This window comes from Variovorax sp. V118 (assembly GCF_041154445.1).
GTDB lineage: Bacteria > Pseudomonadota > Gammaproteobacteria > Burkholderiales > Burkholderiaceae_C > Variovorax > Variovorax boronicumulans.
In genome coordinates, this window is sequence record NZ_AP028663.1 from 6,315,895 (window position 1) to 6,338,727 (window position 22,833).

Below are 22,833 nucleotides of genomic sequence, written 5' to 3' on the forward strand. Positions count from 1 at the left end.
GCTCCGCAATCGCTCAGTGGACCTCGGGAGGCCCGCCACCAGAAAAGGGAGTGACGGACCGAAGTCAGGGAGTGCAGCTCTTCTTACGCCGGTATGACCCGGATCAAGTTCGCGGGTCGGCAGCTTTGCCATCTCAGCACGCCACATGCGTGCACCCCGGAGCGGGGCCGATTGTGCGGGCCGAAGCCCGCCGCCGTCAACCCGGGGGCTGGTGCAGGTCTCCGTCGACGTAATACCAGCGCTCGTCCTCGCGCACGAAGCGGCTGCGCTCGTGCAGGCGGAACGCCACGCCCGTCGCGCCGCGCTGGCGGGCGACGAACTCGACCTCGGCGTGGTCGGCATCGAGCACCGAGCGCGAGCGGATGTCCAGCCCCAGCCATTTGACGCCCGGCTCGAACTCGACCGAAGCCGGTCGCTTCGATGCGTGCCAGGTGGCGAGCAGGTAGTCGGCGCGGCCCAGCACGAAGGCCGAATAGCGCGAACGCATCAGCGATTCGGCGTCGGGCGCCGGCGTGTTCTCGAAATCGTCGAGGTAGCGCCCACAGCACAGGGCGTAGCCGATGGGCTTGTCGCGACGGTCGGTGCGGCCGCAGGGGCAGGGGCCGGGAGTGGGGTCGGTGGCGCTCATGAAGGGCTCTATTGGAACACTTGGCGCGGCGGGGGTTGAAGGTGGGGTGTGGGGAGGCTTCAGGGCATGCCCGGCTGACTTGAGGACGAGCTTGGGCTCGCATGGGTCTGCAGGCGCTGGACGCCCACCCACACGTTGCCGCAGAGAGCGAGTCGGGAGTAGAAAGCGCGTTGATATCGCAAAGGAGTGCATCGCCATGGCGAACGAAACCTCACCCAACCCGATTCAATCGGCGGCGCGAGAGCTGTTCGACCGCTATGAGCGCGAATTCAATGCGGGACTGACGGGTGAAGCCGACCTGGAAGCCGTCGCTGCGCTGTACGCGGAGGCTTTCATTGCGGCCTCGCCCGCCGGTGTCTTCGCGGGCAAGAACGACGACGACCTCAGGAAAGTGTCCGCGCAGGGTTTCAAGCACTACCGCGAGACTGGCGTGCAACGGATGAACGTGCGCAAGCTCGACGTCTCGGCGATCGACGAACTCCACGGGCTCGCCCGCGTGGAGTGGCGAGCGATCTACAAGTTCGATGGCGCGCAGAAGGTGATCGACTTCACCAATGTCTATCTGGTGCGGCTTGAAGGCGCCAGCGCGAAGGTGTTCGGGTGGATCACTGGCGATGAAGCTGAGGCGCTACGGCAGCATGGCATTGGGTAAGAGACGGCCGAGGAACTGCCATGCTGGTATTTCGATGGACTTCTTCGGTCCGCGCAGCAACCCTGGCAGAGCCCCGCCCATGCGCAAGTCAAGCCTGCCAGGGCCATGACTTGTCAGCACACGCACGGCGCGACGCTGAAAGCGAGGACGGCTCCAAAGCGCAGGCCGTCCGCACCATGCGCCGAGAGCACCGCCTTAGAACAGGAATGCCGCTCCAACGCCGATGTCCGAGCCCTTGGATTCGTCGCCTCCAATCCCGTTTCCTAGGCTCTGCTCGCCAGGCGCACCGACACCCAATGTCTTGCCGTTCCCAGAAAGAGAAACGGCTTGTCCAAGGTGCGCGTCCGTGCGCATGGGCGCAGTGGTCACCCATGCGGTCGGAGTCCAGGTCCCACTCTTGTTCGCGAACAGGAAGGCAACGCCTGAATAGGCAGGTGCCCCGAACTGCAGGAGGGGATTGATGCCCGTGCCGAGGGCGCTCATCAGCGGGGCCCCCACCGCCAAGACCATGCCGTCAGAGGACAACGAAACGGAGCGCCCAAAGTCCACGCCCGCAACTGGTCCGCCGGCTGGCGTGGTCATGTTGACGTCCGGGCCCCTCGAATAGTCAACTCCACTGAACGTGAACAAGGTGACAGCACCCGCCTTTGCAAGCCCCGTCACCGTCTTGAGTGGTGAGCCAGCCGCGACAACTCGCCCATCGGCGGACACGGCGACGGAAGCGCCAAAATTCGCACCGGCTTCCGGGGTTGCCGCCTTCAGGTAGTACATCGCAGTGATCGTCGGGATGGTCCACTTCATGACGAGCACAGCGCCAGCGCCGGGCGCCGTGGAGTCATTGGGCGAGTTGTTGAGCGCACTAGGGTCGTTGGGCAGACCTACGACAAGGGTGAGTCCATCGGCCGACACGGCCAACGAGCGAGCCGCGCCCGATGTCGCATAGCTGCCGGAGTTAAAACGACTCCACGCGCCTGCACTCTTCTGATAGCCCTGCAGTGCAAGGCCGTTTCCGGAAACCCACGCGATCGATCCGTCCGCCGAGAGCGCAACGTTCAAGCCGAAGTTTTCGTTCATCAATGCGAATCCGGACTTCAGATAGGCGGCTTCAGTCCAAGTGGATCCCGAGCGTTCGAAGACATATGCAGCTCCGGCCCCGGCTATCACGTTGTCGAACTTGTTGCCGCCGACATTCACGGCCGAACTCGACTCGCCAGTCGCCCCAACGAGAACGGCGCTGCCGTCCTCCGAGATCGCCACAGACGTGCCAAAAGCATCGCCCGTGTCGGCATTGGAAGCCGTGAGGCGCGTCTCGAAAGCCCACTGGCCACTGCGGCGCGAGTAAAGCTCGACGAAACCAGCGCCCGTCCCTGCCGCCCCCACCACCATCCAGTTTCCATCGCGGGACACGGCCATCGCCCGGCCGAACTCCATGTGTCCGGCAGCGCCGGACGAAGGCTTGAAGTACCCGATGGCTTCTTGTACGGAGGGGACCGCAAGCGTATGCGAATAGGCACTGCATCCACTTTCATTGCAGGCCTGGAGCCCATACCGCTCGGCGCGAGGGGGGTTCGTTAGCTCGATGTTCTGCAGCGAAAAGGCCGTCGCCTTGATGTTGTCTGCAATCAGATCGAAAGTGCTCGTCCCCGTGGAATCCAAGCTGATGCGGTAGTACGTCGCTCCCGGTACGGCAGTCCACGTGAAGTTATAGGCCTTCACCGAAGCCGTATAGCTGAGTTGATCGGGCGTCGCCGGCACAGGTACAGGAGGAATATCGCTGCAGGTGGCCACAATCGATGAAACGACTCCGGCAACGGTTCCTGTTCCATTCGAGACAACGCAGGTCTGCCCCGCGGGCATGGTCTTGACGCTCACGGCGTAAGCCGCCCCATGCGGGAAGGGATCACGGAACACAAACGGCCCGTTTGCATTGACCGTCAGGTCGGGTTGGCCACCGCTTTGCAACACCAAGTTACCCGTCAGGCCGGTGACGTTGCCGCCGACTGCATAGGCCAACGCAGAGCAGACCACCTGAACGTTGGTCACCGGCGCAGTGATCGTGCCTGAGCCATTGATGACCGCGCATTGCGAACCTACCGGCTGAGCAGCGACAGTAATTTCGTACGGGTTGTTTGCGGCAATAGACACAGGGGCCGTGAACGCGCCATCGGCCTTGACCGTGAACTCATCAGCACCATTGAGGCGCAGATTCAGCGGAGCCTTGAGCCCGGAGGCTTTGCCGCTTATCGAGTACGACGGCGCAGGTGCCGGAGGAGAAGGCGCGGGCGGCGCCGGAGCCGGTGCTGGGGCGACAGGGAGTCCCACAAGGGGAAAACCGCTACCGCTACCACCACCGCCACCACCGCCGCAGGCGGTCAGGACAGCAGCAAGGCCGATGCTCAATGCGAAGGTCGCGCGAGAAAGCGCAGATGGGGTCAGCCGGCCACGGTTCATGTGTCTTAGTACAGTATTAGGTCGCGAGATATTACAGACGCGTTTTGCGGGCGAGGCAGAGAAATTTGAAGTCGTGGCGCCCTCGCGTCATTCGGCTCATATCCAAACTACGGCGTACTTGACTTGGGCGAGATTCAAATCAAGGCGACCGCCTGAGCGGCCCCTTGATGAGGGATTGCGAAGCTTGGTCTTTGAGCAACATGCAGTCGGCCTTGGATCAAGGCGAAAAAGCGGCATACAAGCGTTCTGCTATTCGTCCAACGCCTCGCACTGCATTTCAATCCGCGCATGCAGAAGCCCCAGCGAAACCGCAAGAAACCGCTGCAGCGAACTGCGCTGACATGCATCGAAAAGCGGCGCGGCGTCTGCATCAGAAGTAGCGACGTCGCGTCGATCCTCATCCCAGCCCAGCAGCTGTACCAACGTCTGAGCGCCCTGCACTAAATCACGCGCATCGTTGAGGAAAGCAGCATGGCCTTGCAGTGAAGGAGAGAGCCCTTCGCCTTCAACCCATTCAAAGGGCTTGAACAAGGCAGTGGGTCGTTGAGACGCGCAAGGGCAACCGGCGTCGGTGCCCGCATTTGGAGCAGTGGCCATAGGCCTCCAAGGATGTCGATTTGCAACAACCGACGCACCCGCTGCTAAACGAGGGCGGCGGCTCGAACGGGTTAGCAGACCGGGACATCCTTGCGGAAACCGGCAGGGCGCGAGCCCTCCCATTCGAGCCGCCTAAAAAGGAGCACGAACGAAAAAGCCGCAGACCCTGTGCGGTAACTGCGGCTTTCGTCGCAGGATGTCAGCGGGCTGCTAAACCCGGCCCCGCTCATCACGAGGCGAAGGCAATGTAAGCGGTCTCGAAGAGCCTCGTCAAGCTCCAGCGATTGGCACCACCCTACCGAAACATCACCCACTCAGGCCGCATGTTGAACCGCACCGGCAGGATGCTCACGCCAAGCCCGCTGGTCACGTACATGCGCTTGTTGTCCCCGTGCGCAACCCAGCCGTAGGCCCATTCACGCGGCGCACGCCCAGGCACCACCAGTGCGCCGTAGCCCGGCACGCTGATCTGCCCGCCGTGCGTGTGCCCCGCCACCACGAGCCCCTGCGTGCGCGGCATGCCGGCGAAGCTGAAGGGGTCGTGCATCATGACCAGCGTGGCGGCGCCGGGTGGCACGCCGGCCAGGGCCTTGTCGGGCTGCGAGTGGCCGGTGGAGTCGTCGCCGATGCCGACCACCCAGAGTTCGTGCCCGGGCAGGCGCGCCGAAGTGTTCTCCAGCACGCGGATGCCCTGCGCGGACAAGGCCTTGGCGGTGCGTTCGCCGTCGTGCCACCAGTCGTGGTTGCCGAGCACCGCGTACACGCCCTGCGGCGCTTTCAGGCGGCCGAGCACCGCGGCCATGGTTTCGATGGAAAGGTCTTCGTCGTCGCCGGACCCGGCAAGAAAGTCGCCGGGCAACAGGATCACGTCGGGCTGCGCCGCGTTGATCTGGTCGACGATGGCCGCGGCGCGGTCGGCGCTGGTCACGCGCCACAGCGAGCGCGTGCTGAGGTGCCAGTCGCTGGCCACGGCGACCTTCAGGCCGGCCGGGGGTTGCCACTGCGCCGAGCCCAAGGGCTCGACACGCGCGGCCACCCAGCGCGGCTCGATGACGACGCTCCAGGCGGCCAGCGCCGCGAGCACGAGTGCCGCAGCGATCGAGCCCCAGGGTCGGCCGCGGCGCCGGCTCACGCGATCACGCGAGCGCGCGTTGAATCAGCAACTTCTGGATGTCCGACGTGCCTTCGTAGATCTGGCACACGCGCACGTCGCGGTAGATGCGCTCGAGCGGAAAGTCGTTCACGTAGCCGTAGCCGCCCAGGGTCTGGATGGCGGCGCTGCACACCCGCTCGGCCATTTCGCTGGCGAAGAGCTTGGCCATGGCGGCTTCTTTCAGGCAGGGGCGGCCGGCGTCGCGCAGGCTGGCGGCGTGCCAGATGAGCTGGCGTGCGGCTTCGATCTGCGTGGCGCAATCGGCGAGGCGAAAGCCCACGGCCTGCTGGTCGAAGATGGCGCCGCCGAAGGCTTGGCGCTCCTTGGCGTAGGTCACGGCCACGTCGAAGGCGCTGCGGGCCATGCCCACGCTCTGCGCGGCGATGCCGATGCGCCCGCCTTCGAGTGCGCCGAGCGCGATCTTGTAGCCCTCGCCTTCGGCGCCGATGAGGTTCTCGGCCGGGATGCGGCAGCTGTCGAAGTTGATCTGCGCGGTGTCGCTGCTGTGCTGGCCGAGCTTGTCTTCCAGGCGCGCGACGTTGTAGCCGGGCGCGTCGGTGGGCACGATGAACGCGCTCATGCCGCGCTTGCCGGCGCCCTTGTCGGTCACGGCGATGACGATGGCAACCTGGCCGTTCTTGCCGCTGGTGATGAACTGCTTGACGCCGTCGATCACGTAGCCGTCGCCGTCCTTGCGCGCGGTGGTGCGCAGGCTCGAGGCGTCGCTGCCGGCCTGCGGCTCGGTGAGGCAGAAGGCGCCGAGCATCTGGCCCTGGGCCAGCGGCTCGAGCCACTTCTTCTTCTGCTGCGCGTTGCCATAGCGCATGAGGATGGCGTTGACGGGGCAGTTGGTCACGCTGATGGCGGTGCTGGTGCCGCCGTCGCCGGCTGCGATTTCTTCAAGCACGAGTGCGAGCGTGAGGTAGTCGAGGCCCGCGCCGCCATGCTCCTCGGGCACGCAGATGCCGTAGGCGCCCAGCGCGGCCAGGCCCTGGTGCACTTCCTTCGGAAAGCTGTGATCGCGGTCCCACTTGGGGGCGTTGGGCCACAACTCGGCTTGCGAAAAATCGCGCACCGCGTCGCGGATGGCTTCCTGGTCTGCGCTGAGCAGCATGGCGTTGTCTCCAGTTCTTTCTTGTCGGTGGGTGCGAGGCTTACTTGCCGGCGCCCAGGTCCATGATCAGGCGCGCGGCCATGTACAGGCGGCGCGGAATCGCGCTGATGTCGACGTACTCGGCCTTGTCGCTGTGGTAGCCGAAGCCGGGCAGGCCCAGGCTTTCGATCACGGGCTTGCCCGAGAGCGCCGCGTAGGCCGCGTCGGTGCCGCCGCCGGTGCGCTCTTCGACGCCCACGGTGCCGCCGGCCTCCTTGTAGAAGACCACGGCCTTGTCGACCAGCTTCTTGCCGCCCTCGCCTGCGTTGAAGGCCGGACGGCCGCGCGTGACGAGCACCTTGACGTCGGCCTCGGGCAGCTTCTTCTGCTGTGCCTTCTCTTCGAGGGTCTTCATGGCGGCGTCGAAGTCTTCGTTGCGTGCGTAGCGCACGTCGGCGTTCAGCGTGGCGCTGGCCGGGATGATGTTCGACACGTTGCCGGCCTTGGCAATGGTCCAGTTGAAGCGCAGGTTCTTCGACTTGTCGTCGATGCTCATGGTGCGCAGCACGAGGTCGGAAGCCTCGACCAGCGCGTTCACGCCCAGCTCGGGCGCGGCGCCCGCGTGCGAGGCCTTGCCGGTGATGTTGACCTGCACGTAGGCGATGCCCGAGGTGCCGAGCGACATCTTTTCGTCGCCGGCGCTGGTGGGCTCGAACGAGAGCACGTAGTCGGCCAGCTTGGCTTCTTCCTGGATCAGGTCGCGCGAGCCGAAGGAGCCTTTTTCTTCGTCGGTGTTGAACAGCACGGTGATGGTGCCGTAGTCGCGCACGCCGTAGTCCTTGAGCAGCTTGAGCGTGTGCAGGATGACGGCGTTGCCGCCCTTGTCGTCGGCGATGCCGGGGCCGTAGGCCTTGTCGCCTTCGATGCGGAACGGCGCCTTGGCGAGCGTGCCCTTGGTGTAGACGGTGTCCATGTGCGACATGAGCAGCAGGTTCTTGCCGCCGCGGCCCTTGAGCTTGCCGACGATGTTGTCGCCGACCACGAGGCCGGCCGACTTGCTGCGTGTGACGGTGAAGCCGAGGTTCTTCAGTTCGCCTTCGAGGTACGCGCCGGCGGCGGCCATGCCTTCGGCGTCACCGGTGCCGGTCTCGATGTTGACGAGCTTCTCGAGCGTCTTGATCACCGCCGGCTGCTCGTCGGTGGCGGCCTGGAACAGCACGTTGTCGCGCTTCTGGGCCCAGGCGCCACCTGCCACGAAGGCGGTAGCGAGCACGGCGGCAACGGCGGTACGGTGAATGGATGGGCGCATGAAATCTCCTGCTCTACGCATGGTTTTGTTTGAACTGTCCGGGGTGGAAAACCGGCCGGCGCCCTCTCCCGGGCGCCGGCGGCTCCTGGCGTTATAGCAATTCGAGCGCGACGGCGGTGCCTTCGCCGCCGCCGATGCACAGCGTGGCGACGCCGCGCTTCTTGCCGCGCGCCTTCAGCGCGTGCAGCAGCGTGACCATGATGCGCGCGCCGCTGGCGCCGATGGGGTGGCCCAGCGCGCAGGCGCCGCCGTTCACGTTGACGATGTCGTGCGACACGTCGAGCTCGTGCATGAGGGCCATGGGCACGACGGCGAAGGCTTCGTTCACCTCCCACAGGTCGACGTCCTTCACGCTCCATCCGGTCTTGGCGAAGAGCTTCTGCACGGCGCCGACCGGCGCGGTGGAGAACCACTCGGGCTGCTGCGCGTGCGTGGCATGGCCGACGATGCGCGCCAGCGGCTTGGCGCCGATCTTCTTGGCGTGCGACTCGGTCATCATGACCAGCGCGGCGGCGCCGTCGTTGATGGACGAGCTCGATGCGGCGGTGATGGTGCCGTTTTCTTTCTTGAACGCGGGCTTGAGCGTGGGGATCTTGTCGAGCTTGACCTTGCCCGGGCCTTCGTCGATGGAGATGACGGTGTCGCCGCCGCGGCCCTTCACGGTGACGGGCGTGATCTCGTCCTTGAAGGCGCCCGATTCGGTGGCGGCCTTGGAGCGCTGCACGCTGGCGATGGCAAAGGCGTCCTGCTGCTCGCGCGTGAAGTTGTACTTGGCGGCGCAGTCTTCGCCGAAGGTGCCCATGGAGCGGCCCGGCTGGTAGGCGTCTTCGAGGCCGTCGAGCATCATGTGGTCATAGATCTTGTCGTGGCCCATGCGGTAGCCGCCGCGGCCCTTGAGCATGAGGTAGGGCGCGTTGGTCATGCTTTCCATGCCGCCTGCCACGATGACGTCGTGCGTGCCGGCCAGCAACAGGTCGTGCGCGAGCATCGCGGCCTTCATGGCCGAGCCGCACATCTTGCTGAGCGTGACGGCGCCCGCGCTGTCGGGCAGGCCGCCCTTGTAGGCCGCCTGGCGCGCCGGGGCCTGGCCCTGGCCGGCCATGAGGCAGTTGCCGAACAGCACTTCACCCACGCTCTCGGGCGCGATGCCGGCGCGCTCGACGGCCGCCTTGATGGCCGCGCCGCCCAGGTCGTGCGCGGAGAGGGACGAAAAGTCGCCCTGGAAGCCGCCCATGGGGGTGCGGGCGGCGCCGACGATGACGATGGATTCGGACATGGAGGTCTCCTTCAGGAATGTGAAAGTGAAATCAAAGACAAAACGAAAACGGAAACGGGCGGTCAGAAATGCGTCGCGTGGCCTTCGTGCTGGAAGCGTTGCGACTCTTCGTACGGGAACACATCGAGCATCTGGCCGGCCTGGATGCGTTCCTTGTGGTGCTGCCAGAAGGCGGCGTCGAGCAGGTCGGCGTGGTGCGCCATGAAGGCGGCGCGCACGTCCTTGTTGCCCAGCAGAAAGGGCTCGAAGGTCTCGGGGAACACGTCCTTCGGGCCGACCGAATACCAGACCTCGCCGCTCATCTCGTCTTCCTCGTTGCGCGGCGTGGGCACCTTGCGGAACTTGCAGTCGGTGACGTATTCGATTTCGTCGTAGTCGTAGAACACGACCTTGCCGCCGCGCGTGACGCCGAAGTTCTTCCACAGCATGTCGCCGGGGAAGATGTTGGCGGCCACCATGTCCTTGATGGCATTGCCGTACTCGATGACCGCGTGCTCCAGCTGGTCCTTGGCGCGCCGGGCCTGGGCCGGGCTCTCGGGATGGGCCAGCGCGTCGAAGGCTTCCTGCAGGTAGATGTTCAGCGGGATCATGCGGCGCTCGATGTAGACGTGCTTGAGCACGACCTCCATCTCCCCGTTGCCGTCGCGGTCGCCGATCTCGAGCTGGCTGGGCGCGAACTTGCGAATCTCTTCGATGAGCTCGGGCTCGAAGCGATCGAGCGGAAAGCCCACGTTGCTGTACTCGAGCGTGTCGGCCATGCGGCCCACGCGGTCGTGCTGCTTCACGAGCATGTACTTGCCCTTGATCTGCTCGCGCGTGGTGTCCTTCTGCGGCGGATAGAAGTCCTTGATGACCTTGAACACGAAAGGGAACGAGGGCAGGTCGAACACCAGCATGACCATGCCCTTGATGCCGGGCGCGATGCGAAAGCGGTCGCTCGAGTAGTTCAGGTGCGAGAGGAAGTCGCGGTAGAACAGCGTCTTGCCCTGCTTGGCCAGGCCGAGCGCGTTGTAGATCTCGGCGCGCGGCTTGCGCGGCATGAGCGAGCGCAGGAACTGCACCCAGGCCGAGGGCACCTCCATGTCGACCATGAAGTAGGCGCGTGCAAAGCTGAACAGCATCTGCAGGTCGTCCTCGCCGAACAGCGCCGCGTCGATGTAGAACTTGCCGTGGGTGTCGTGCAGGATGGGCAGCGAGAACGGGATCTCGGTGAAGCCGTTCATGATCTTGCCGACCACGTAGGCGCCCTTGTTCCGGTAGAACAGGCCCGACAGCACCTGCAGCTGGAAGTTGGCGCGCAGCTTGACCTGGTGGAAGCGGTTCAGGATGACGTGCGCCACGCGCTCGGCGTCGCGCCGCTTGTTGGCGTAGCTGCCCTGCAACGCGAAGTCGTCGAGCATCTGCTCAATGATGTCGGGCAGCGTGGCCTGCGAGGGGTAGTACGGCCGGTAGGTGGGTGCGCCGCGCGGCTCGATGTACTCGGTGCTGATGGCCGGTCGCACGAAGATGAAGTCGTTCTGGAAGTAGGCCCGGTGCAGGATCTTCGTGGTGACCGAGTTGAAGAAACTCTCGGCCAGCTCGGGCTGGTGATGGTTCACCAGCAGGCCGATGAAGTGCAGCTTCACCTGGTGCCAGACCTCCATGGGCTGGTCGCCGGCCTTGAACTCTTTTTCGAGCCGGGCCACGGCCTCGTTCACGCGCAGGTCGTAGAACTCGATGCGCTCGCGCTGCGCCCGCTGCTGGCCATGCCAGTCGGCGGTTTCGAAGCGGTGCTTGGCGCGCGCCGATTCGGCCCGGAACAGCCGGTAATGCCGGTTGAACCCGTCGATCATCGCCTTCGCGATGTCGTAGGCCAGCGGCGAATCGAGGCGCTGCGGGAACATGGCGGCAGTACCGACGGTGGCAGCGGCAGCGAACTCAGGCGGCTGGCGGCGTCTCGGTGCCTTCGGTACCGTCGGCACCCGCCTGCGCCGACGGCGAAACGCCTGCCGGCTTGCTCCACTTGTAGCGGATGCGCTGCACGGCGGCCTTGTAAATGGCGTCGAGCGGCTTGTCGCCCTCGACACTCAGGCCGAGGTCTTGCAGCAGGCCGTCGTGCACGCCGAAGGTCCAGCCGTGGATGCGCACCTTCTGGCCGCGCGCCCAGGCATCGACCATGACGGTGCTAACGGCCACGTTGACCACCTGCTCGGCCACGTTGAGCTCGCACAGCGCGTCGACGCGCACGTCTTCGGGCAGGCTGTCGAGCATCACGCTGTGGCGGTCGCGCACGTCCTGGATGTGGCGGATCCAGTTGTCGGCCAGGCCGATGCGCTTGCCGCTGAGCGCAGCTTTCACGCCGGCGCAGCCGTAGTGGCCGACGACCATGATGTGCTCAACCTTCAGGTGCTCGACCGCGAACTGGATCGCCGAGAGCGCGTTGAGGTCGGAGTGCACCACGATGTTGGCGACATTGCGGTGCACGAACACTTCGCCCGGCTCCAGGCCGGTGATCTGGTTGGCGGGCACGCGGCTGTCGGAACAGCCGATCCACATGTAGCGCGGCGTCTGCTGCTTGACAAGGCCGGTGAAGAAGCCGGGCCGGTCACGCTCCATCTGGGCGGACCAGGCACGGTTGTGGGCAAAGAGGTCGTCGAGGTTGTCGGAGGGCATGGTGGTCTATTGTCAGTGAGTCGTCGTGTCGGGCGTGTTCTCGCCACCTCGGGCGTCCTGGACGGCCTTGGCGGCCTTCTGGGCCTTGACCAGCGTGGCGCGGCCTTTTTTCTCGTGCTCGCGCACTTCGGCGAGGTTGGCCTGCAGTTCGGCCATCTGCGCCTCGAGCTGCGCGCGGTGGGCGCCGAGCACGCCCAGGAATTTTTCCAGCTGCGGCACGGTGTCGCGCGGGCTGTCGTACATGTCGAGGATGTCTTTCGCCTCGACCAGCGTCAGGCCCAGGCGCTTGGCGCGCAGCGTGAGCGTGAGCCGCGCCCGGTCGCGCGCGCTGTACACGCGCTGCAGGCCGGCCCGCTCCGGCGACAGCAGGCCCATGTCTTCATAGAAGCGGATGGCGCGCGTCGTGAGGTCGAACTCCTTGGCGAGCTGGCTGATGGTGAAGGTCTGCGCGGGCATGGGCGGCAAGGGTTGCGGGGGCGACAGCAGGTTGGCGGCGCATTCTCTACAATGTTGCCTCAACCCATGACGTTTACGTAAACGTCAATCATACATGAACCTCCTCGAACGCGAACTCCACTACCCCCTGGGCGACACCCTGCCCGCCGCCGGCGAAGCACTGGAAGTCGCGCCCGGCGTGCGCTGGATCCGCATGCGACTGCCCTTTGCGCTGGACCACATCAACCTCTGGCTGCTGCGCGACACGATCGACGGCGTCGAGGGCTGGACGGTGGTCGACTGCTGCATCGCGCACGACGAGGCCCGCGCGCAGTGGGAGCAGATTTTCGAGACGCAGCTGCAGGGCCTGCCGATCCTGCGTGTGATCGTGACCCACATGCACCCCGACCACATCGGCCTGGCCGACTGGTTGTGCCAGCGCTGGAACGTGCCGCTGTGGATCAGCGCCACCGACTACCACGTGGCACGCGTGCTGTGCAGCGCCGGCGACACGCTCGCGGGCGGCGACGCGGCGGCCGACTTCTTCGCCTCGCACGGGCTGACCAACCCCGAGTCGATCGCCAAGATCCGCGCGCGCACCAGCTACTACACGAACATGGTGCCCAGCGTGCCCGCCCGCTACGTGCGCATGATGGACGGCGACATCGTCCGCATCGGCGGACGCGACTGGCGCTGCATCAGCGGCTACGGCCATGCGCCCGAGCACATCGCGCTGTACTGCGCCGAGCCGAAGCTGCTGCTGGGCGGCGACATGATGCTGCCGCGCATCTCGACCAACGTGAGCGTGCACGCCGGCGAGCCCGAGGCCAATTCGCTGCGCCTGTTCCTGGACAGCATCGACAAGTTCAAGGCCCTGCCGGCCGACACGCTGGGCCTGCCCTCGCACGGCAAGCCCTTCACCGGCATCCACCGCCGCGTCGACCAGCTGCAGGAGCACCACCGCGACCGCCTGGCCGAGCTGCTCGAAGCCTGCCTCGCGCGGCCGATCACGGCGTCGGAGGGCCTGCCGATCCTGTTCAAGCGCGAGCTCGACCTGCACCAGATCACCTTCGCCATGGGCGAGACCGTGGCCCACCTGCACCTGCTGTGGTTCTCGGGGCAGGTGAAGCGCACGCTCGATGCCGACGGCATCTACCGCTTCGGCGCAGCCTGAGGCCCCCCCGGCTTTTCACTTCGCTTCGCTGCGTGTAACTCCACCCCCCGAGGGGGAGGCGCGGCTCGCCTTGGGGCGGCCCGGCGGCGGCCGCATAGACTCTGGGAATGACAATGTCGAACACGCTGGCTGAGCTGCGCGCCGGCCGGCTGGCTGGCGCACGACGACTGGACCTCTCGTGCGGACTCACCGAGTTCCCGCGCGAGATTTTTGCGCTCGCCGACACCCTCGAAACGCTGAACCTCACGGGCAATGCGCTCAGTGCGCTGCCGGACGACCTCGGCCGGCTGCACAAGCTGCGCGTGCTGTTCTGCTCCGAGAACCGCTTCACCGAACTGCCGGCCTCCATCGGCCAGTGCCGCCAGCTCGACATCGTGGGCTTCAAGGCCAACCGCATCGCCCACGTGCCCGCCGAGGCGCTGCCGCCCTCGCTGCGCTGGCTGATCCTGACCGACAACGCGCTCGAAGAATTGCCCGACACCCTCGGCGACTGCACCCGCATGCAGAAGCTGATGCTGGCCGGCAACCGCCTGCGCGCCCTGCCGCCGTCGGTGGCCCGCTGCCGGCAACTCGAGCTGCTGCGCCTGTCGGCCAACCGTTTCGAGGCGCTGCCCGAGTGGCTGCCCACCCTGCCGCGCCTGGCCTGGCTGGCCTGCGCGGGCAACCCGTTCGATGCGCCGACCGAAGACGCCGCCATCGACGCGCCCACCGTGCCGCACGTCGACTGGCGCGACCTCACGCTCGGCCCGAAGCTCGGCGAAGGCGCCTCGGGCGTGATCCACCGCGCCACGCTAGCCACGGCCGATGGCGCCGAGCTGCCCGTGGCGGTGAAGCTGTTCAAGGGCGCCGTCACCAGCGACGGCTGGCCGCACAGCGAGATGGCGGCCTGCATCGCGGCCGGCGCGCACCCGACGCTGATCGCCGCGCAAGGCCGCATCGACGGCCACCCCGACGGCACCGAAGGCCTGGTGATGGCGCTGGTGCCGCCCTCGTTCCGCACCCTGGCCGGCCCACCGAGCCTGGCCTCGTGCACCCGCGACGTCTACGCCGACGACGCGCGCTGGACGACCGACACCGCGCTGCGCATCGCGCGCGACATCGCGTCGGCCATGACGCACCTGCATGCGCGCGGCCTGCTGCATGGCGACCTGTACGCCCACAACATCCTGTGGCACGCGCAGGACGGCGGGCGGCTCGGCGATTTCGGCGCGGGCTGGATGACCGGCGCGCTCGACCCGGACCTGGCGAAGGCCCTGCAGGGCGTAGAAATGCGCGCCTTCGGCTGCCTGCTCGAAGAGCTGGCGGAGCGCTGCGACGATGCGGCTTCTTCTTCGCCCCTGACCACGCTCGCGGCGCGCTGCCTGCAAGCCGAGGTGGCGGCGCGGCCGTCGTTCGCCGAGGTGCTGTCGGTGCTGGACACCGCCGCGCCATGACGCGCCCCCGCTTCGTCGTCCCCATGCCCACGCGCGACGGCGTGAGCCCGAGCTGCGTGGCGCTGTCGCACGGGCCGTGGTCCACCATCGCCGAGTTTCTCGTCGAGCGCTTTCCCGCCATCTCGCGCGAGGCCTGGTTGTCGCGCATTGAAGCGAACGACGTGTGCGACGAGCACGGCGTGCCCGTCACCGCCACGCGGCGCTACGAATCGCCGCTGCGCGTGTACTACTACCGCGCGCTCGACGCCGAGACGCCCATCCCTTTCGAAGAACTGGTGCTACACCAGGACGACGACCTCGTGGTGGTCGACAAGCCGCCCTTCGTGCCTGTCACGCCCACCGGCAAGTACGTGCAGCAGAGCCTGCTGGTGCGCCTGAAGCGCAAGCTCGGGCTGGACGACCTCGTGCCGCTGCACCGGATCGACCGCAACACCTCGGGGCTGGTGCTGTTCTCGGTGCGCCGCGAGACGCGCGGCGCCTACCAGGCGATGTTTCCCGAGCGGCGCATCGACAAGCACTACGAGGCCGTCGTGCCGTGGCACGAGGGCGTGTCGTCGGTGCCCGCCGTGTACCGCAGCCGGCTGGTGGACGACGACCACTTCATGCGCATGCGCGAAGCGCCCGGCGAGCCGAACTCCGAGACCCGCATCGTGCTGCGGGAGGCGCGCGATGGCCATGCGCTGCTGGAACTCTCGCCCGTCACCGGCCGCAAGCACCAGCTGCGGGTGCACTGCCAGGCGCTGGGTTTGCCGATCGTGAACGATCCGTTCTATCCCACGCTGCAGCCTGCGGGGAACGACGACTTCGACAGGCCGCTGCAGCTGCTGGCGCGGTCGCTGTCGTTTATCGACCCGCTGAATGGCGCCTTGCGCACCTTCGAGAGCCCTCGCCGGCTGGCGCTGCCTTCTGCTCCTGCTGCCGCCTAGGTGACGCGGCGCGGGCGCGTCGCGGACTAAGCTTTCTCCTGACGGGAATTGAACTTCCTCTCTTCCACCACTCAGGAGACAAACGCACATGGACACCACCCAACTCTTCTCGCTGAAGGGCCGCAGCGCCTTGATCACCGGCGGCTCGCGCGGCATCGGCCGCATGATTGCCGAGGGCTTTCTGGCGCAGGGCGCGCGCGTGTACATCTCGGCGCGCAAGGCTGCGGCTTGCGATCAGACGGCGAAGGAGCTGTCGGCGTTTGGGCATTGCGTGTCGCTGCCGGCGGATGTTTCTACTGTGGAAGGGGCTCAGGCGCTGGTCGATGCTTATGCGAAGCATGAAGGGTCGCTGGACATCCTGGTCAACAACGCTGGGGCTGCCTGGGGGGCGCCTTATGAAGAGTTTCCGGAGAGCGGGTGGGACAAGGTCGTCGACCTGAACTTGAAGACGCCGTTCTTTTTGACCAAGGCGTTGACGCCGATGCTCAAGAAGGCGGCTACGGATCATCTGTCGAAGGTGATCAACATTGCTTCTATTGACGGGATTTCTGTGAATCCTCAAGAGACTTACTCGTATGCGGCGAGCAAGGCTGGGTTGATTCAGCTGACGCGGCGGATGGCGCTGCGGTTGGCGCAGGACCGGATCGTGGTGAGTGCGATTGCTCCTGGGGCGTTTGCTTCGGATATGAACAAGGATGCGCGGGATCATGGGGATGAGGTCAAGGGACGGATTCCTGCTGGGCGCATTGGTACTCCTGAAGATATGGCTGGTGCCGCTATCTACCTTGCTTCGCGGGCTGGGGACTATGTGATGGGGTCTACGTTGGTGGTGGACGGCGGGGTTACGCACGCTCGCTAGGTTTTTGGGTTCCGGGGCCGGGTCTCGGCCCGGCGGCCGACCTACTTTTCTTTGCTTCGCCAAAGAAACGTAGGCAAAAGAAAGGCGACCCTGCTGTCTGCGTCCCTACGCTTCGCTTCGGGCAACCTGCGGTGCTCGCGTTTCGCGGGGTCTCGCCCAAACTCGCTTCGCTCAAACAAGGGCGAGCCCTGATCCGCGAAACGCTGCGCTCCTCGGCGCATACAGAAGGGGTTGGGATACCAACGGGCCATCGCTTCGCTCGGCCAGTGGGCCGCAGCAGGCGCTTTGCGCCTGCTGCGGCTGGGATTGGTAGCGGCGTTAGTTGGAACGCGAACGCAGGCGCGAATGCAGATGTGCTTGCGAGCACCAGCACCAGCACCAGCACGGGCACGGGCACGGGATTCGGCTGTTGGATATTCCCGGGCCGAGCGAAGCGACGGCCCGCATTCCCCCTCCCCTCTGGCTGCGCCGAGGAGCGCAGCGTTTCGCGGATCAGGGCTCGCAGCTGTTTGAGCGAAGCGAGTTCTGCGAGACCCCGCGAAACGCGAGCACCGCAGGTTGCCCGTAGCAAAGCGAAGGGTCGCAGACAGTGGGGTCGCCTTTTCTTTGCTTACTTTCTTTTGGCGAAGCAAAAGAAAGTGAGTCGCCCGCCGGGGCGAGACCCGGCCCCGGGAAGCAAAGGAACACAGTCAGCCCCACCGAGGCACAGCCTCATCCTTCAACTGCTGCCTCAGCACCCCATAGTCAGGCACCACGCTTTCAACGGTCTCCCAAAACCGATGCGAGTGATCCATCACCCGCAGATGCGCCAACTCATGCGCAACAACGTAGTCGATCACCGGCAGGCGAAAGTGAATCAACCGCCAGTTCAGCCGAATCGACCCATCCGCACTCGCACTCCCCCACCGCGTAGCAGCGTTGGACAGCGACAGCTTTTGCCATGACACCCCCAGCAGCGGCGCAAAGTGATCCAGCCGCTCGATGAACAGCTTGCGCGCCTGCCGCATCAACCAGGCCTGCGCCGCATCCCGAATCTGCGAAGGCGCAGCGTTCTGCGCCACAGCCAGCCGCAGCGTCCGCGGCCCACCGCCTTCGACAGCAGGATCGAGCGTCCCGCCCACACTGGCAAACCCGTGCTTCGGATCGAGCCGGATCACCACCAGTTCGCCAAGAAAAGGAAACTCCGCCCCATCTTCCCAAGCAATCCGCGTCGCCTCAACACGTGCATTGCGTTGCTGCGTCTCCGCCAGCTTGCGCAAAATCCAGTCGGCCTTCTCACGCACCGCCGCATCGACATCGCGCAGCGTGACCCACCGCGGCGCCCGCACCGACAGTCCTTCGGCACCAACCAGAAAACCGATGGTCTTGCGCTGCCCCCGCTTGAACTCGTAGGCCACCCGCGCCGACCCCAGAACCACTTCACGCGTGGCCTGCGGATGTGTGAAATTCGCCAGCGTCAGCGTGTCAGCCAACGGCACCGCAGGACGCGGATCAACGGGTCCGACAGGTGAAGGCGCGACAGCCACCACCGGCGCGGGAGCAGCAGGTGGCACAGGCGCAGGCGCCTTCTTCCGCGGCCGCCGCGGCGGCGCAGCAGCAGGCGCCGGCGTGCTCCCCAGCCCCTCGAAGAGGTCCATCGTGAACTGCAGCATTCCCCGCATGTCGGGCCCGGGTCTGAGGGTGGCGCGTCAGCCCGCTTCGCGCGGCAACGTCTGCTGCGGCTGCGCCGGGGTGTCGCTGTAAGCCTCGGGGTCGAGGCGGCGCATCTCGGCCTCGATCCAGGCTTCGACTTCGCGCATCAGCTCATCGGGCTTGCGGCCCACGCTCGAGATCGCCGGGCCGATCGACACGTCGACCACGCCGGGGCGCTTGATGAAGGCCTTGCGCGGCCAGACCTTGGCCGAGGTGACTGCGATCGGGATCACGGGCACGCCGGTCTCGCAGGCCAGGCGCGTGCCGCCGCTCTTGTAGGTGCCCTTCTGGCCACGCGGAATGCGCGTGCCTTCGGGGAACATGATGATCCAGATGCCCTGCGCGAGCAGCTTGCGGCCCTGATTCACCACCTTGTTGAACGCCTGCGCGCGCTGGCTCCGGTCGATGTGGATCATGTCCAGCCGCGCCATCGCCCAGCCGAAGAACGGCACGTAGATCAGTTCCTTCTTGAAGACGAAGGCCAGCGGATGCGGCATCAGCGTGGGCATGAGGAAAGTCTCGAGCGTGGACTGGTGCTTCACCAGCAGCACCGCGCCGGCGAGTTGGTCGGTCGGCAGGTTTTCCATGCCGGTCACGCGGGTCTTGATGCCCAGCAGCACGCGCGCGCCACCGATGGCCCAGCTGAGCCATTGCTCGGCCATCCAGTACAGCGGAATGCCGCGCTTCCAGAGCGAGCTGACGCACATGATGATGCCCCAGGGCACCACGGTGACAAGCATCCACAGGGCGTGGAGAACGGAACGGATAAACGCCATCAGACAGCCACCTGCAGTGCAGCCCGCGCTTCGCGCGCGAGCAGAAAGTCGACAAAGGCGGCGAGGTCTTCATGCACCCTCGTGTCCGCCGGATATTCGGGAGGCAGCGGGTGGACCCCGCGGCACGCCGCGCCCATGCCCGTGAGCAGGAGGTGCGGTTCGCAGCCGGCAGCAGCGCCGGCCTGCAGATCGCGCAGGCTGTCGCCCGCGGTGGGCACGCCCTTCAGGTCGATGCCGAAGCGGTCGCCGATCTGCAGGAACAGCCCCTCCTTGGGCTTGCGGCAGTCGCAGCCTTCGTCGGGGCTGTGCGGGCAATAGAACACCGCATCCACCTTGCCGCCCACGGCCGCGAGCATCTTGTGCATCTTGGCGTGCATGGCGTTGAGCGAGGCCATGTCGAACAGCCCGCGGCCCAGGCCCGACTGGTTCGACGCGACCACCACATGCCAGCCCGCATGGTTCAGGCGCGCCACGGCCTCGAGCGCACCGGGCAGCGGCGTCCACTCGATGTCGCTCTTGACGAAATCTTCGCGGTGCACGTTGATCGTGCCGTTGCGGTCGAGGATGACGAGCTTCATGGCGGAACCGCTCCTGGTGGAGGGATGGGGCACGGGGTCAGACAGCCAGCCGCTCGAGCTGCGCCACGCGGTTCATCGCGCTGTGCAGCGACATCAGCAGGCCCAGGCGGTTCAGCCGCAGGTCGGCCTGCTCGGCATTCACCATCACGTCCGTGAAGAACGCATCGACCGGTTCGCGCAGCGCGGCCAGCGTCTGCAGCGAGCCGGTGTAGTCGCCCGCATCGAACTGGGCGTTGGCAGCGGGCACGACCTGCGCCATGGCGGCGTGCAGCGCCTTCTCGGCCGGCTCCTGCAGCAGCAGTTCGCTCACGTGCGCGTCGGCCTCGGGCGCCTTCTTCAGGATGTTGCCGATGCGCTTGTTGGCGGCGGCCAGCGCGGCGGCGGCGGGCAGTGCGGCAAAGGCGCGCACGGCCGCCAGCAGCTTGGGCACTTCGCCCAGGCGCTGCGGCAGCGGCGCCAGCACGGCATCGACTTCCTGCGCGCTCGCGCCCTGCTCGCGCAAGCTGCCGGCGAGGCGGTCGAGAATGAAATCGCGCAGCTCGACCGTGGCCTTGCTGCTGTCGAAGCCATCGATGGCGCTGAACTGCGCGGCGGCATCCTGCAGCAGGGCGTCGAGCCCCAGCGCGAGGTCTTTCTCGATCAGCATGCGGATCACGCCCAGCGCGTGGCGGCGCAGCGCGAACGGGTCGCGGTCGCCGGTGGGCAGGTTGCCGATGCCGAACATGCCGACCAGCGTCTCGAGCTTGTCGGCCAGCGCCACCACGAGGCCCACGCTGTTGCGCGGCAGCTCGTCGCCGGCGAAGCGTGGCTTGTAGTGGTCTTCGATGGCGTCGGCCACGGCGGCGTCGAGGCCGTCGTGCAGCGCGTAGTAGCGGCCCATCGTGCCCTGCAGCTCGGGGAACTCGCCGACCATGTCGGTCACGAGGTCGGCCTTGGCCAGTTGGGCGGCCTGGGTCGCCTGCGCAGCCAGCGTGGCGTCGCCGAGCTTTTCGGCAATGCCGCGCGCGATGTGCATCACGCGCTGCACGCGTTCGCCCTGCGTGCCGAGCTTGTTGTGATAGACCACCTTGCCCAGCGACTCGACGCGCGAGGCCAGCGATTTCTTGCGGTCCTGGTCGAAGAAGAACTTGGCGTCGGCCAGGCGCGGGCGCACGACGCGCTCGTTGCCGCCGGTCACGGCGCTCGCGTCGTCGGGGCTGATGTTGCTGACGACGAGGAACTTGTTGGTGAGCTTGGCTTGCGCGTCGAGCAGCGGGAAGTACTTCTGGTTGGCCTTCATCGTGAGGATGAGGCACTCCTGCGGCACTTCGAGGAACTCGCGCTCGAAGCTGCAGACCAGCACGTTGGGGCGCTCGACCAGTGCCGTGACTTCGTCGAGCAGCGCATCGTCGTGGATCGGCACCGAGCCGCCGCCCACCGTCACGGCAGCGGCCGCGAGCTGGCGTGCGATTTCGGCGCGACGCGCTTCAAAGCTGGCGATGACGGCGCCGTCGTCCTGCAGCTGCAGGGCGTAGCTGTTGGCATCGCGCAGCACCACGGGGTCGACCGCCGCCTCGAAGCGGTGGCCGTGCGTTTCGCGGCCGGCCTTCAGGCCCAGCGCCTCGATGGGCACCACGGTGTCGGCATGCAGCGCCACGAGGCCGTGCGCGGGGCGCACGAAGCTCACGCTGCTCCAGCCTGGCAATTCGCAGCCGCTTTCGAGCTGGTAGCTCATGACCTTGGGGATCGGCAGCTTGGCGATGGCTTCGGCCAAGGCTTTTTGCAGGCCTTCGGCCAGCGTGGCGCCCTTGGCGGTGCTTTCGTAGAACAGGGCTTCGGCCTTGCCGTCCATGGCGCGCTTGAGGCCCGGCACAGCCGAGGCGTCGGCGCCGAGCGCGGCCAGGCGCTTGAGCAGCGCGGGCGTGGGCTGGCCCGAAGCGTCGAGCCCCACGGCCACGGGCATGAGCTTTTGCGACACGGCCTTGTCGGCGGCGCGCTCGGCCACGTGCGTGAGGTGGGCGGCCAGGCGGCGCGGCGACGCGTAGGGCGTGAGCACCGAGCCGGCCTCGGCCAGGCCTTGGGCCACGAGCTGGTCGCGCAGCACGCCGGCGAACGCCTCGCCGAGCTTCTTCAGCGCCTTGGGCGGCAGCTCTTCGACAAACAGTTCAACCAGCAGGGAGTTCTTGTTGTTCATGGGGGTCGTCATCGCTCAGGCGGCTTTCTTCGGGGGCATCTGCGCCACCCACTCGCGCGGGGCCATCGGGAAGCCCAGGCGCTCGCGGCTGTCGTAGTAGCTCTGCGCCACGCTGCGCGCGAGGTTGCGGATGCGGCCGATGTAGGCCGCGCGCTCGGTCACGCTGATCGCGCCGCGCGCGTCCAGCAGGTTGAAACTGTGCGCAGCCTTGAGCACCTGCTCGTAGGCCGGCAGCGCGAGCTGCTCGGTCATGAGGTGCTTGGCCTGCTTTTCGTGCGCGGCGAAGGCGGTGAAGAGGAACTCGGCGTCGCTGTGCTCGAAGTTGTAGGTCGACTGCTCGACCTCGTTCTGCTTGTAGACGTCGCCGTAGCTCAGGCCGTCGGTCCACGTGAGGTTGTAGACGTTGTCCACGCCTTGCAGGTACATGGCCAGGCGCTCCAGGCCGTAGGTGATCTCGCCGGTGATGGGCTTGCAGTCGATGCCGCCGACCTGCTGGAAGTAGGTGAACTGCGTCACTTCCATGCCGTTGAGCCAGACCTCCCAGCCCAGGCCCCAGGCGCCGAGCGTGGGGTTCTCCCAGTCGTCTTCGACGAAGCGGATGTCGTTCTTCTTCAGGTCGAAGCCCAGGGCCTCGAGGCTGCCGAGGTAGAGCTCGAGGATGTTGCTGGGCGCGGGCTTGAGCACGACCTGGTACTGGTAGTAGTGCTGCAGGCGGTTGGGGTTCTCGCCGTAGCGGCCGTCCTTGGGGCGGCGGCTGGGCTGCACGTAGGCGGCCTTCCAGGGCTCGGGGCCGAGCGCGCGCAGGAAGGTGGCGGTGTGCGAGGTGCCCGCGCCCACTTCCATGTCGTACGGTTGCAGCAGCGCACAGCCCTTGTTGGCCCAGTACGACTGCAGTTTGAGAATGATTTGCTGGAAGGTCAACATGAAGCTGGCCGGCGTCGGGGGCCGGACATTGGACGGGACGGTGGCGCGGCAC

At 66.4% G+C, this 22,833-nt stretch carries 20 protein-coding genes and 1 riboswitch; of the genes, 5 read left to right on the forward strand and 15 right to left on the reverse strand.

Features of this window, described 5'->3' with window-relative positions; genetic code table 11:
* Positions 1 to 63: 63 nt before the first annotated feature.
* Positions 64 to 169: riboswitch (TPP riboswitch) on the reverse strand.
* A gap of 27 nt (positions 170 to 196) precedes the next feature.
* The gene (locus ACAM52_RS29375) at positions 197 to 628 is read right to left on the reverse strand and encodes a YchJ family protein (protein WP_369645312.1); all 432 of its coding nucleotides are present in this window, start codon (positions 626 to 628) and stop codon (positions 197 to 199) included.
* A 196-nt stretch (positions 629 to 824) separates the two neighbouring features.
* Here ACAM52_RS29375 and ACAM52_RS29380 point away from each other — a divergent pair, with 196 nt between their 5' ends.
* Positions 825 to 1,280 (forward strand): nuclear transport factor 2 family protein, encoded by a 456-nt coding sequence (locus tag ACAM52_RS29380; RefSeq protein WP_354348246.1) that lies wholly within the window; start codon positions 825 to 827, stop codon positions 1,278 to 1,280.
* Between the two features lie 195 nt (positions 1,281 to 1,475).
* Here the strand turns inward: ACAM52_RS29380 and ACAM52_RS29385 are convergent, their stop codons facing one another.
* The 9 genes from ACAM52_RS29385 to ACAM52_RS29425 all read right to left on the reverse strand — a co-directional run bounded on the left by ACAM52_RS29385 (position 1,476) and on the right by ACAM52_RS29425 (position 12,267).
* On the reverse strand, positions 1,476 to 3,680 hold the full coding sequence (locus ACAM52_RS29385) for a hypothetical protein (protein ID WP_369645313.1): 2,205 nt from the start codon (positions 3,678 to 3,680) through the stop codon (positions 1,476 to 1,478).
* Positions 3,681 to 3,980: 300 nt separating this feature from the next.
* Entirely contained in the window at positions 3,981 to 4,262 is a 282-nt protein-coding gene (locus tag ACAM52_RS29390; protein ID WP_354348248.1) for a hypothetical protein, read from the reverse strand.
* 361 nt (positions 4,263 to 4,623) lie between these two features.
* The gene (locus tag ACAM52_RS29395) at positions 4,624 to 5,460 is read right to left on the reverse strand and encodes a metallophosphoesterase (RefSeq protein WP_354348249.1); all 837 of its coding nucleotides are present in this window, start codon (positions 5,458 to 5,460) and stop codon (positions 4,624 to 4,626) included.
* Between the two features lie 4 nt (positions 5,461 to 5,464).
* On the reverse strand, positions 5,465 to 6,595 hold the full coding sequence (locus ACAM52_RS29400; RefSeq protein ID WP_369645314.1) for an acyl-CoA dehydrogenase family protein: 1,131 nt from the start codon (positions 6,593 to 6,595) through the stop codon (positions 5,465 to 5,467).
* Positions 6,596 to 6,635: 40 nt separating this feature from the next.
* The gene (locus tag ACAM52_RS29405; protein WP_095947901.1) at positions 6,636 to 7,883 is read right to left on the reverse strand and encodes a glutamate carboxypeptidase; all 1,248 of its coding nucleotides are present in this window, start codon (positions 7,881 to 7,883) and stop codon (positions 6,636 to 6,638) included.
* A gap of 91 nt (positions 7,884 to 7,974) precedes the next feature.
* Positions 7,975 to 9,159, reverse strand: a complete 1,185-nt coding sequence (locus ACAM52_RS29410; protein WP_369645315.1) for an acetyl-CoA C-acyltransferase — start codon at positions 9,157 to 9,159, stop codon at positions 7,975 to 7,977.
* A gap of 62 nt (positions 9,160 to 9,221) precedes the next feature.
* Positions 9,222 to 11,042, reverse strand: a complete 1,821-nt coding sequence (gene aceK / locus ACAM52_RS29415) for a bifunctional isocitrate dehydrogenase kinase/phosphatase (protein WP_369645316.1) — start codon at positions 11,040 to 11,042, stop codon at positions 9,222 to 9,224.
* A gap of 34 nt (positions 11,043 to 11,076) precedes the next feature.
* Positions 11,077 to 11,811: a carbonate dehydratase gene (gene can, locus ACAM52_RS29420; protein ID WP_095947900.1), complete on the reverse strand. Its 735-nt coding sequence runs from the start codon at positions 11,809 to 11,811 to the stop codon at positions 11,077 to 11,079.
* 12 nt (positions 11,812 to 11,823) lie between these two features.
* Positions 11,824 to 12,267: a MerR family DNA-binding transcriptional regulator gene (locus tag ACAM52_RS29425; RefSeq protein WP_369645317.1), complete on the reverse strand. Its 444-nt coding sequence runs from the start codon at positions 12,265 to 12,267 to the stop codon at positions 11,824 to 11,826.
* A 94-nt stretch (positions 12,268 to 12,361) separates the two neighbouring features.
* Between ACAM52_RS29425 and ACAM52_RS29430 the strand changes: the two genes are divergently transcribed.
* The 4 genes from ACAM52_RS29430 to ACAM52_RS29445 all read left to right on the forward strand — a co-directional run bounded on the left by ACAM52_RS29430 (position 12,362) and on the right by ACAM52_RS29445 (position 16,638).
* Positions 12,362 to 13,420 carry an MBL fold metallo-hydrolase gene (locus ACAM52_RS29430; protein ID WP_369645318.1) on the forward strand — a complete coding sequence of 353 codons (1,059 nt, stop codon included), beginning with the start codon at positions 12,362 to 12,364 and terminating at the stop codon, positions 13,418 to 13,420.
* 113 nt (positions 13,421 to 13,533) lie between these two features.
* Positions 13,534 to 14,853, forward strand: a complete 1,320-nt coding sequence (locus ACAM52_RS29435; protein ID WP_369645319.1) for a leucine-rich repeat-containing protein kinase family protein — start codon at positions 13,534 to 13,536, stop codon at positions 14,851 to 14,853.
* A complete protein-coding gene (locus ACAM52_RS29440; RefSeq protein ID WP_369645320.1) occupies positions 14,850 to 15,779 on the forward strand; it encodes a pseudouridine synthase in 930 nt (309 codons plus the stop codon). The genes ACAM52_RS29435 and ACAM52_RS29440 overlap by 4 nt, the downstream gene beginning before the upstream one ends.
* Positions 15,780 to 15,867: 88 nt before the next feature.
* The gene (locus ACAM52_RS29445) at positions 15,868 to 16,638 is read left to right on the forward strand and encodes an SDR family oxidoreductase (protein WP_062478757.1); all 771 of its coding nucleotides are present in this window, start codon (positions 15,868 to 15,870) and stop codon (positions 16,636 to 16,638) included.
* A 689-nt stretch (positions 16,639 to 17,327) separates the two neighbouring features.
* Here ACAM52_RS29445 and ACAM52_RS29450 read toward each other — a convergent pair.
* The 5 genes from ACAM52_RS29450 to glyQ are packed head-to-tail and all read right to left on the reverse strand — an operon-like array spanning position 17,328 to position 22,781.
* The gene (locus tag ACAM52_RS29450; RefSeq protein ID WP_307638745.1) at positions 17,328 to 18,299 is read right to left on the reverse strand and encodes a M48 family metallopeptidase; all 972 of its coding nucleotides are present in this window, start codon (positions 18,297 to 18,299) and stop codon (positions 17,328 to 17,330) included.
* 27 nt (positions 18,300 to 18,326) lie between these two features.
* Positions 18,327 to 19,106, reverse strand: coding sequence for a 1-acyl-sn-glycerol-3-phosphate acyltransferase (locus tag ACAM52_RS29455; protein WP_095746939.1), 780 nt, complete (start codon positions 19,104 to 19,106; stop codon positions 18,327 to 18,329).
* Entirely contained in the window at positions 19,106 to 19,684 is a 579-nt protein-coding gene (gene gmhB, locus ACAM52_RS29460; RefSeq protein ID WP_070062939.1) for a D-glycero-beta-D-manno-heptose 1,7-bisphosphate 7-phosphatase, read from the reverse strand. Before gmhB ends, ACAM52_RS29455 begins: the two co-directional genes overlap by 1 nt.
* A gap of 37 nt (positions 19,685 to 19,721) precedes the next feature.
* The gene (gene glyS, locus ACAM52_RS29465) at positions 19,722 to 21,857 is read right to left on the reverse strand and encodes a glycine--tRNA ligase subunit beta (RefSeq protein ID WP_095947895.1); all 2,136 of its coding nucleotides are present in this window, start codon (positions 21,855 to 21,857) and stop codon (positions 19,722 to 19,724) included.
* 15 nt (positions 21,858 to 21,872) lie between these two features.
* Positions 21,873 to 22,781, reverse strand: coding sequence for a glycine--tRNA ligase subunit alpha (glyQ, locus tag ACAM52_RS29470; protein ID WP_369645321.1), 909 nt, complete (start codon positions 22,779 to 22,781; stop codon positions 21,873 to 21,875).
* Positions 22,782 to 22,833 lie beyond the last annotated feature (52 nt).

Coding starts and splice junctions, on each gene's coding strand:
- ACAM52_RS29450 (WP_307638745.1), bottom strand. CDS start 18,299: ATGCGGGGAATGCTGCAGTTCACGATGGACCTCTTCGAGGGGCTGGGG.
- ACAM52_RS29425 (WP_369645317.1), bottom strand. CDS start 12,267: ATGCCCGCGCAGACCTTCACCATCAGCCAGCTCGCCAAGGAGTTCGAC.
- glyQ (WP_369645321.1), bottom strand. CDS start 22,781: ATGTTGACCTTCCAGCAAATCATTCTCAAACTGCAGTCGTACTGGGCC.
- can (WP_095947900.1), bottom strand. CDS start 11,811: ATGCCCTCCGACAACCTCGACGACCTCTTTGCCCACAACCGTGCCTGG.
- ACAM52_RS29400 (WP_369645314.1), bottom strand. CDS start 6,595: ATGCTGCTCAGCGCAGACCAGGAAGCCATCCGCGACGCGGTGCGCGAT.
- ACAM52_RS29455 (WP_095746939.1), bottom strand. CDS start 19,106: ATGGCGTTTATCCGTTCCGTTCTCCACGCCCTGTGGATGCTTGTCACC.
- ACAM52_RS29410 (WP_369645315.1), bottom strand. CDS start 9,159: ATGTCCGAATCCATCGTCATCGTCGGCGCCGCCCGCACCCCCATGGGC.
- ACAM52_RS29430 (WP_369645318.1), top strand. CDS start 12,362: ATGAACCTCCTCGAACGCGAACTCCACTACCCCCTGGGCGACACCCTG.
- ACAM52_RS29435 (WP_369645319.1), top strand. CDS start 13,534: ATGTCGAACACGCTGGCTGAGCTGCGCGCCGGCCGGCTGGCTGGCGCA.
- glyS (WP_095947895.1), bottom strand. CDS start 21,857: ATGAACAACAAGAACTCCCTGCTGGTTGAACTGTTTGTCGAAGAGCTG.
- ACAM52_RS29405 (WP_095947901.1), bottom strand. CDS start 7,883: ATGCGCCCATCCATTCACCGTACCGCCGTTGCCGCCGTGCTCGCTACC.
- ACAM52_RS29380 (WP_354348246.1), top strand. CDS start 825: ATGGCGAACGAAACCTCACCCAACCCGATTCAATCGGCGGCGCGAGAG.
- ACAM52_RS29375 (WP_369645312.1), bottom strand. CDS start 628: ATGAGCGCCACCGACCCCACTCCCGGCCCCTGCCCCTGCGGCCGCACC.
- ACAM52_RS29440 (WP_369645320.1), top strand. CDS start 14,850: ATGACGCGCCCCCGCTTCGTCGTCCCCATGCCCACGCGCGACGGCGTG.
- gmhB (WP_070062939.1), bottom strand. CDS start 19,684: ATGAAGCTCGTCATCCTCGACCGCAACGGCACGATCAACGTGCACCGC.
- aceK (WP_369645316.1), bottom strand. CDS start 11,042: ATGTTCCCGCAGCGCCTCGATTCGCCGCTGGCCTACGACATCGCGAAG.
- ACAM52_RS29445 (WP_062478757.1), top strand. CDS start 15,868: ATGGACACCACCCAACTCTTCTCGCTGAAGGGCCGCAGCGCCTTGATC.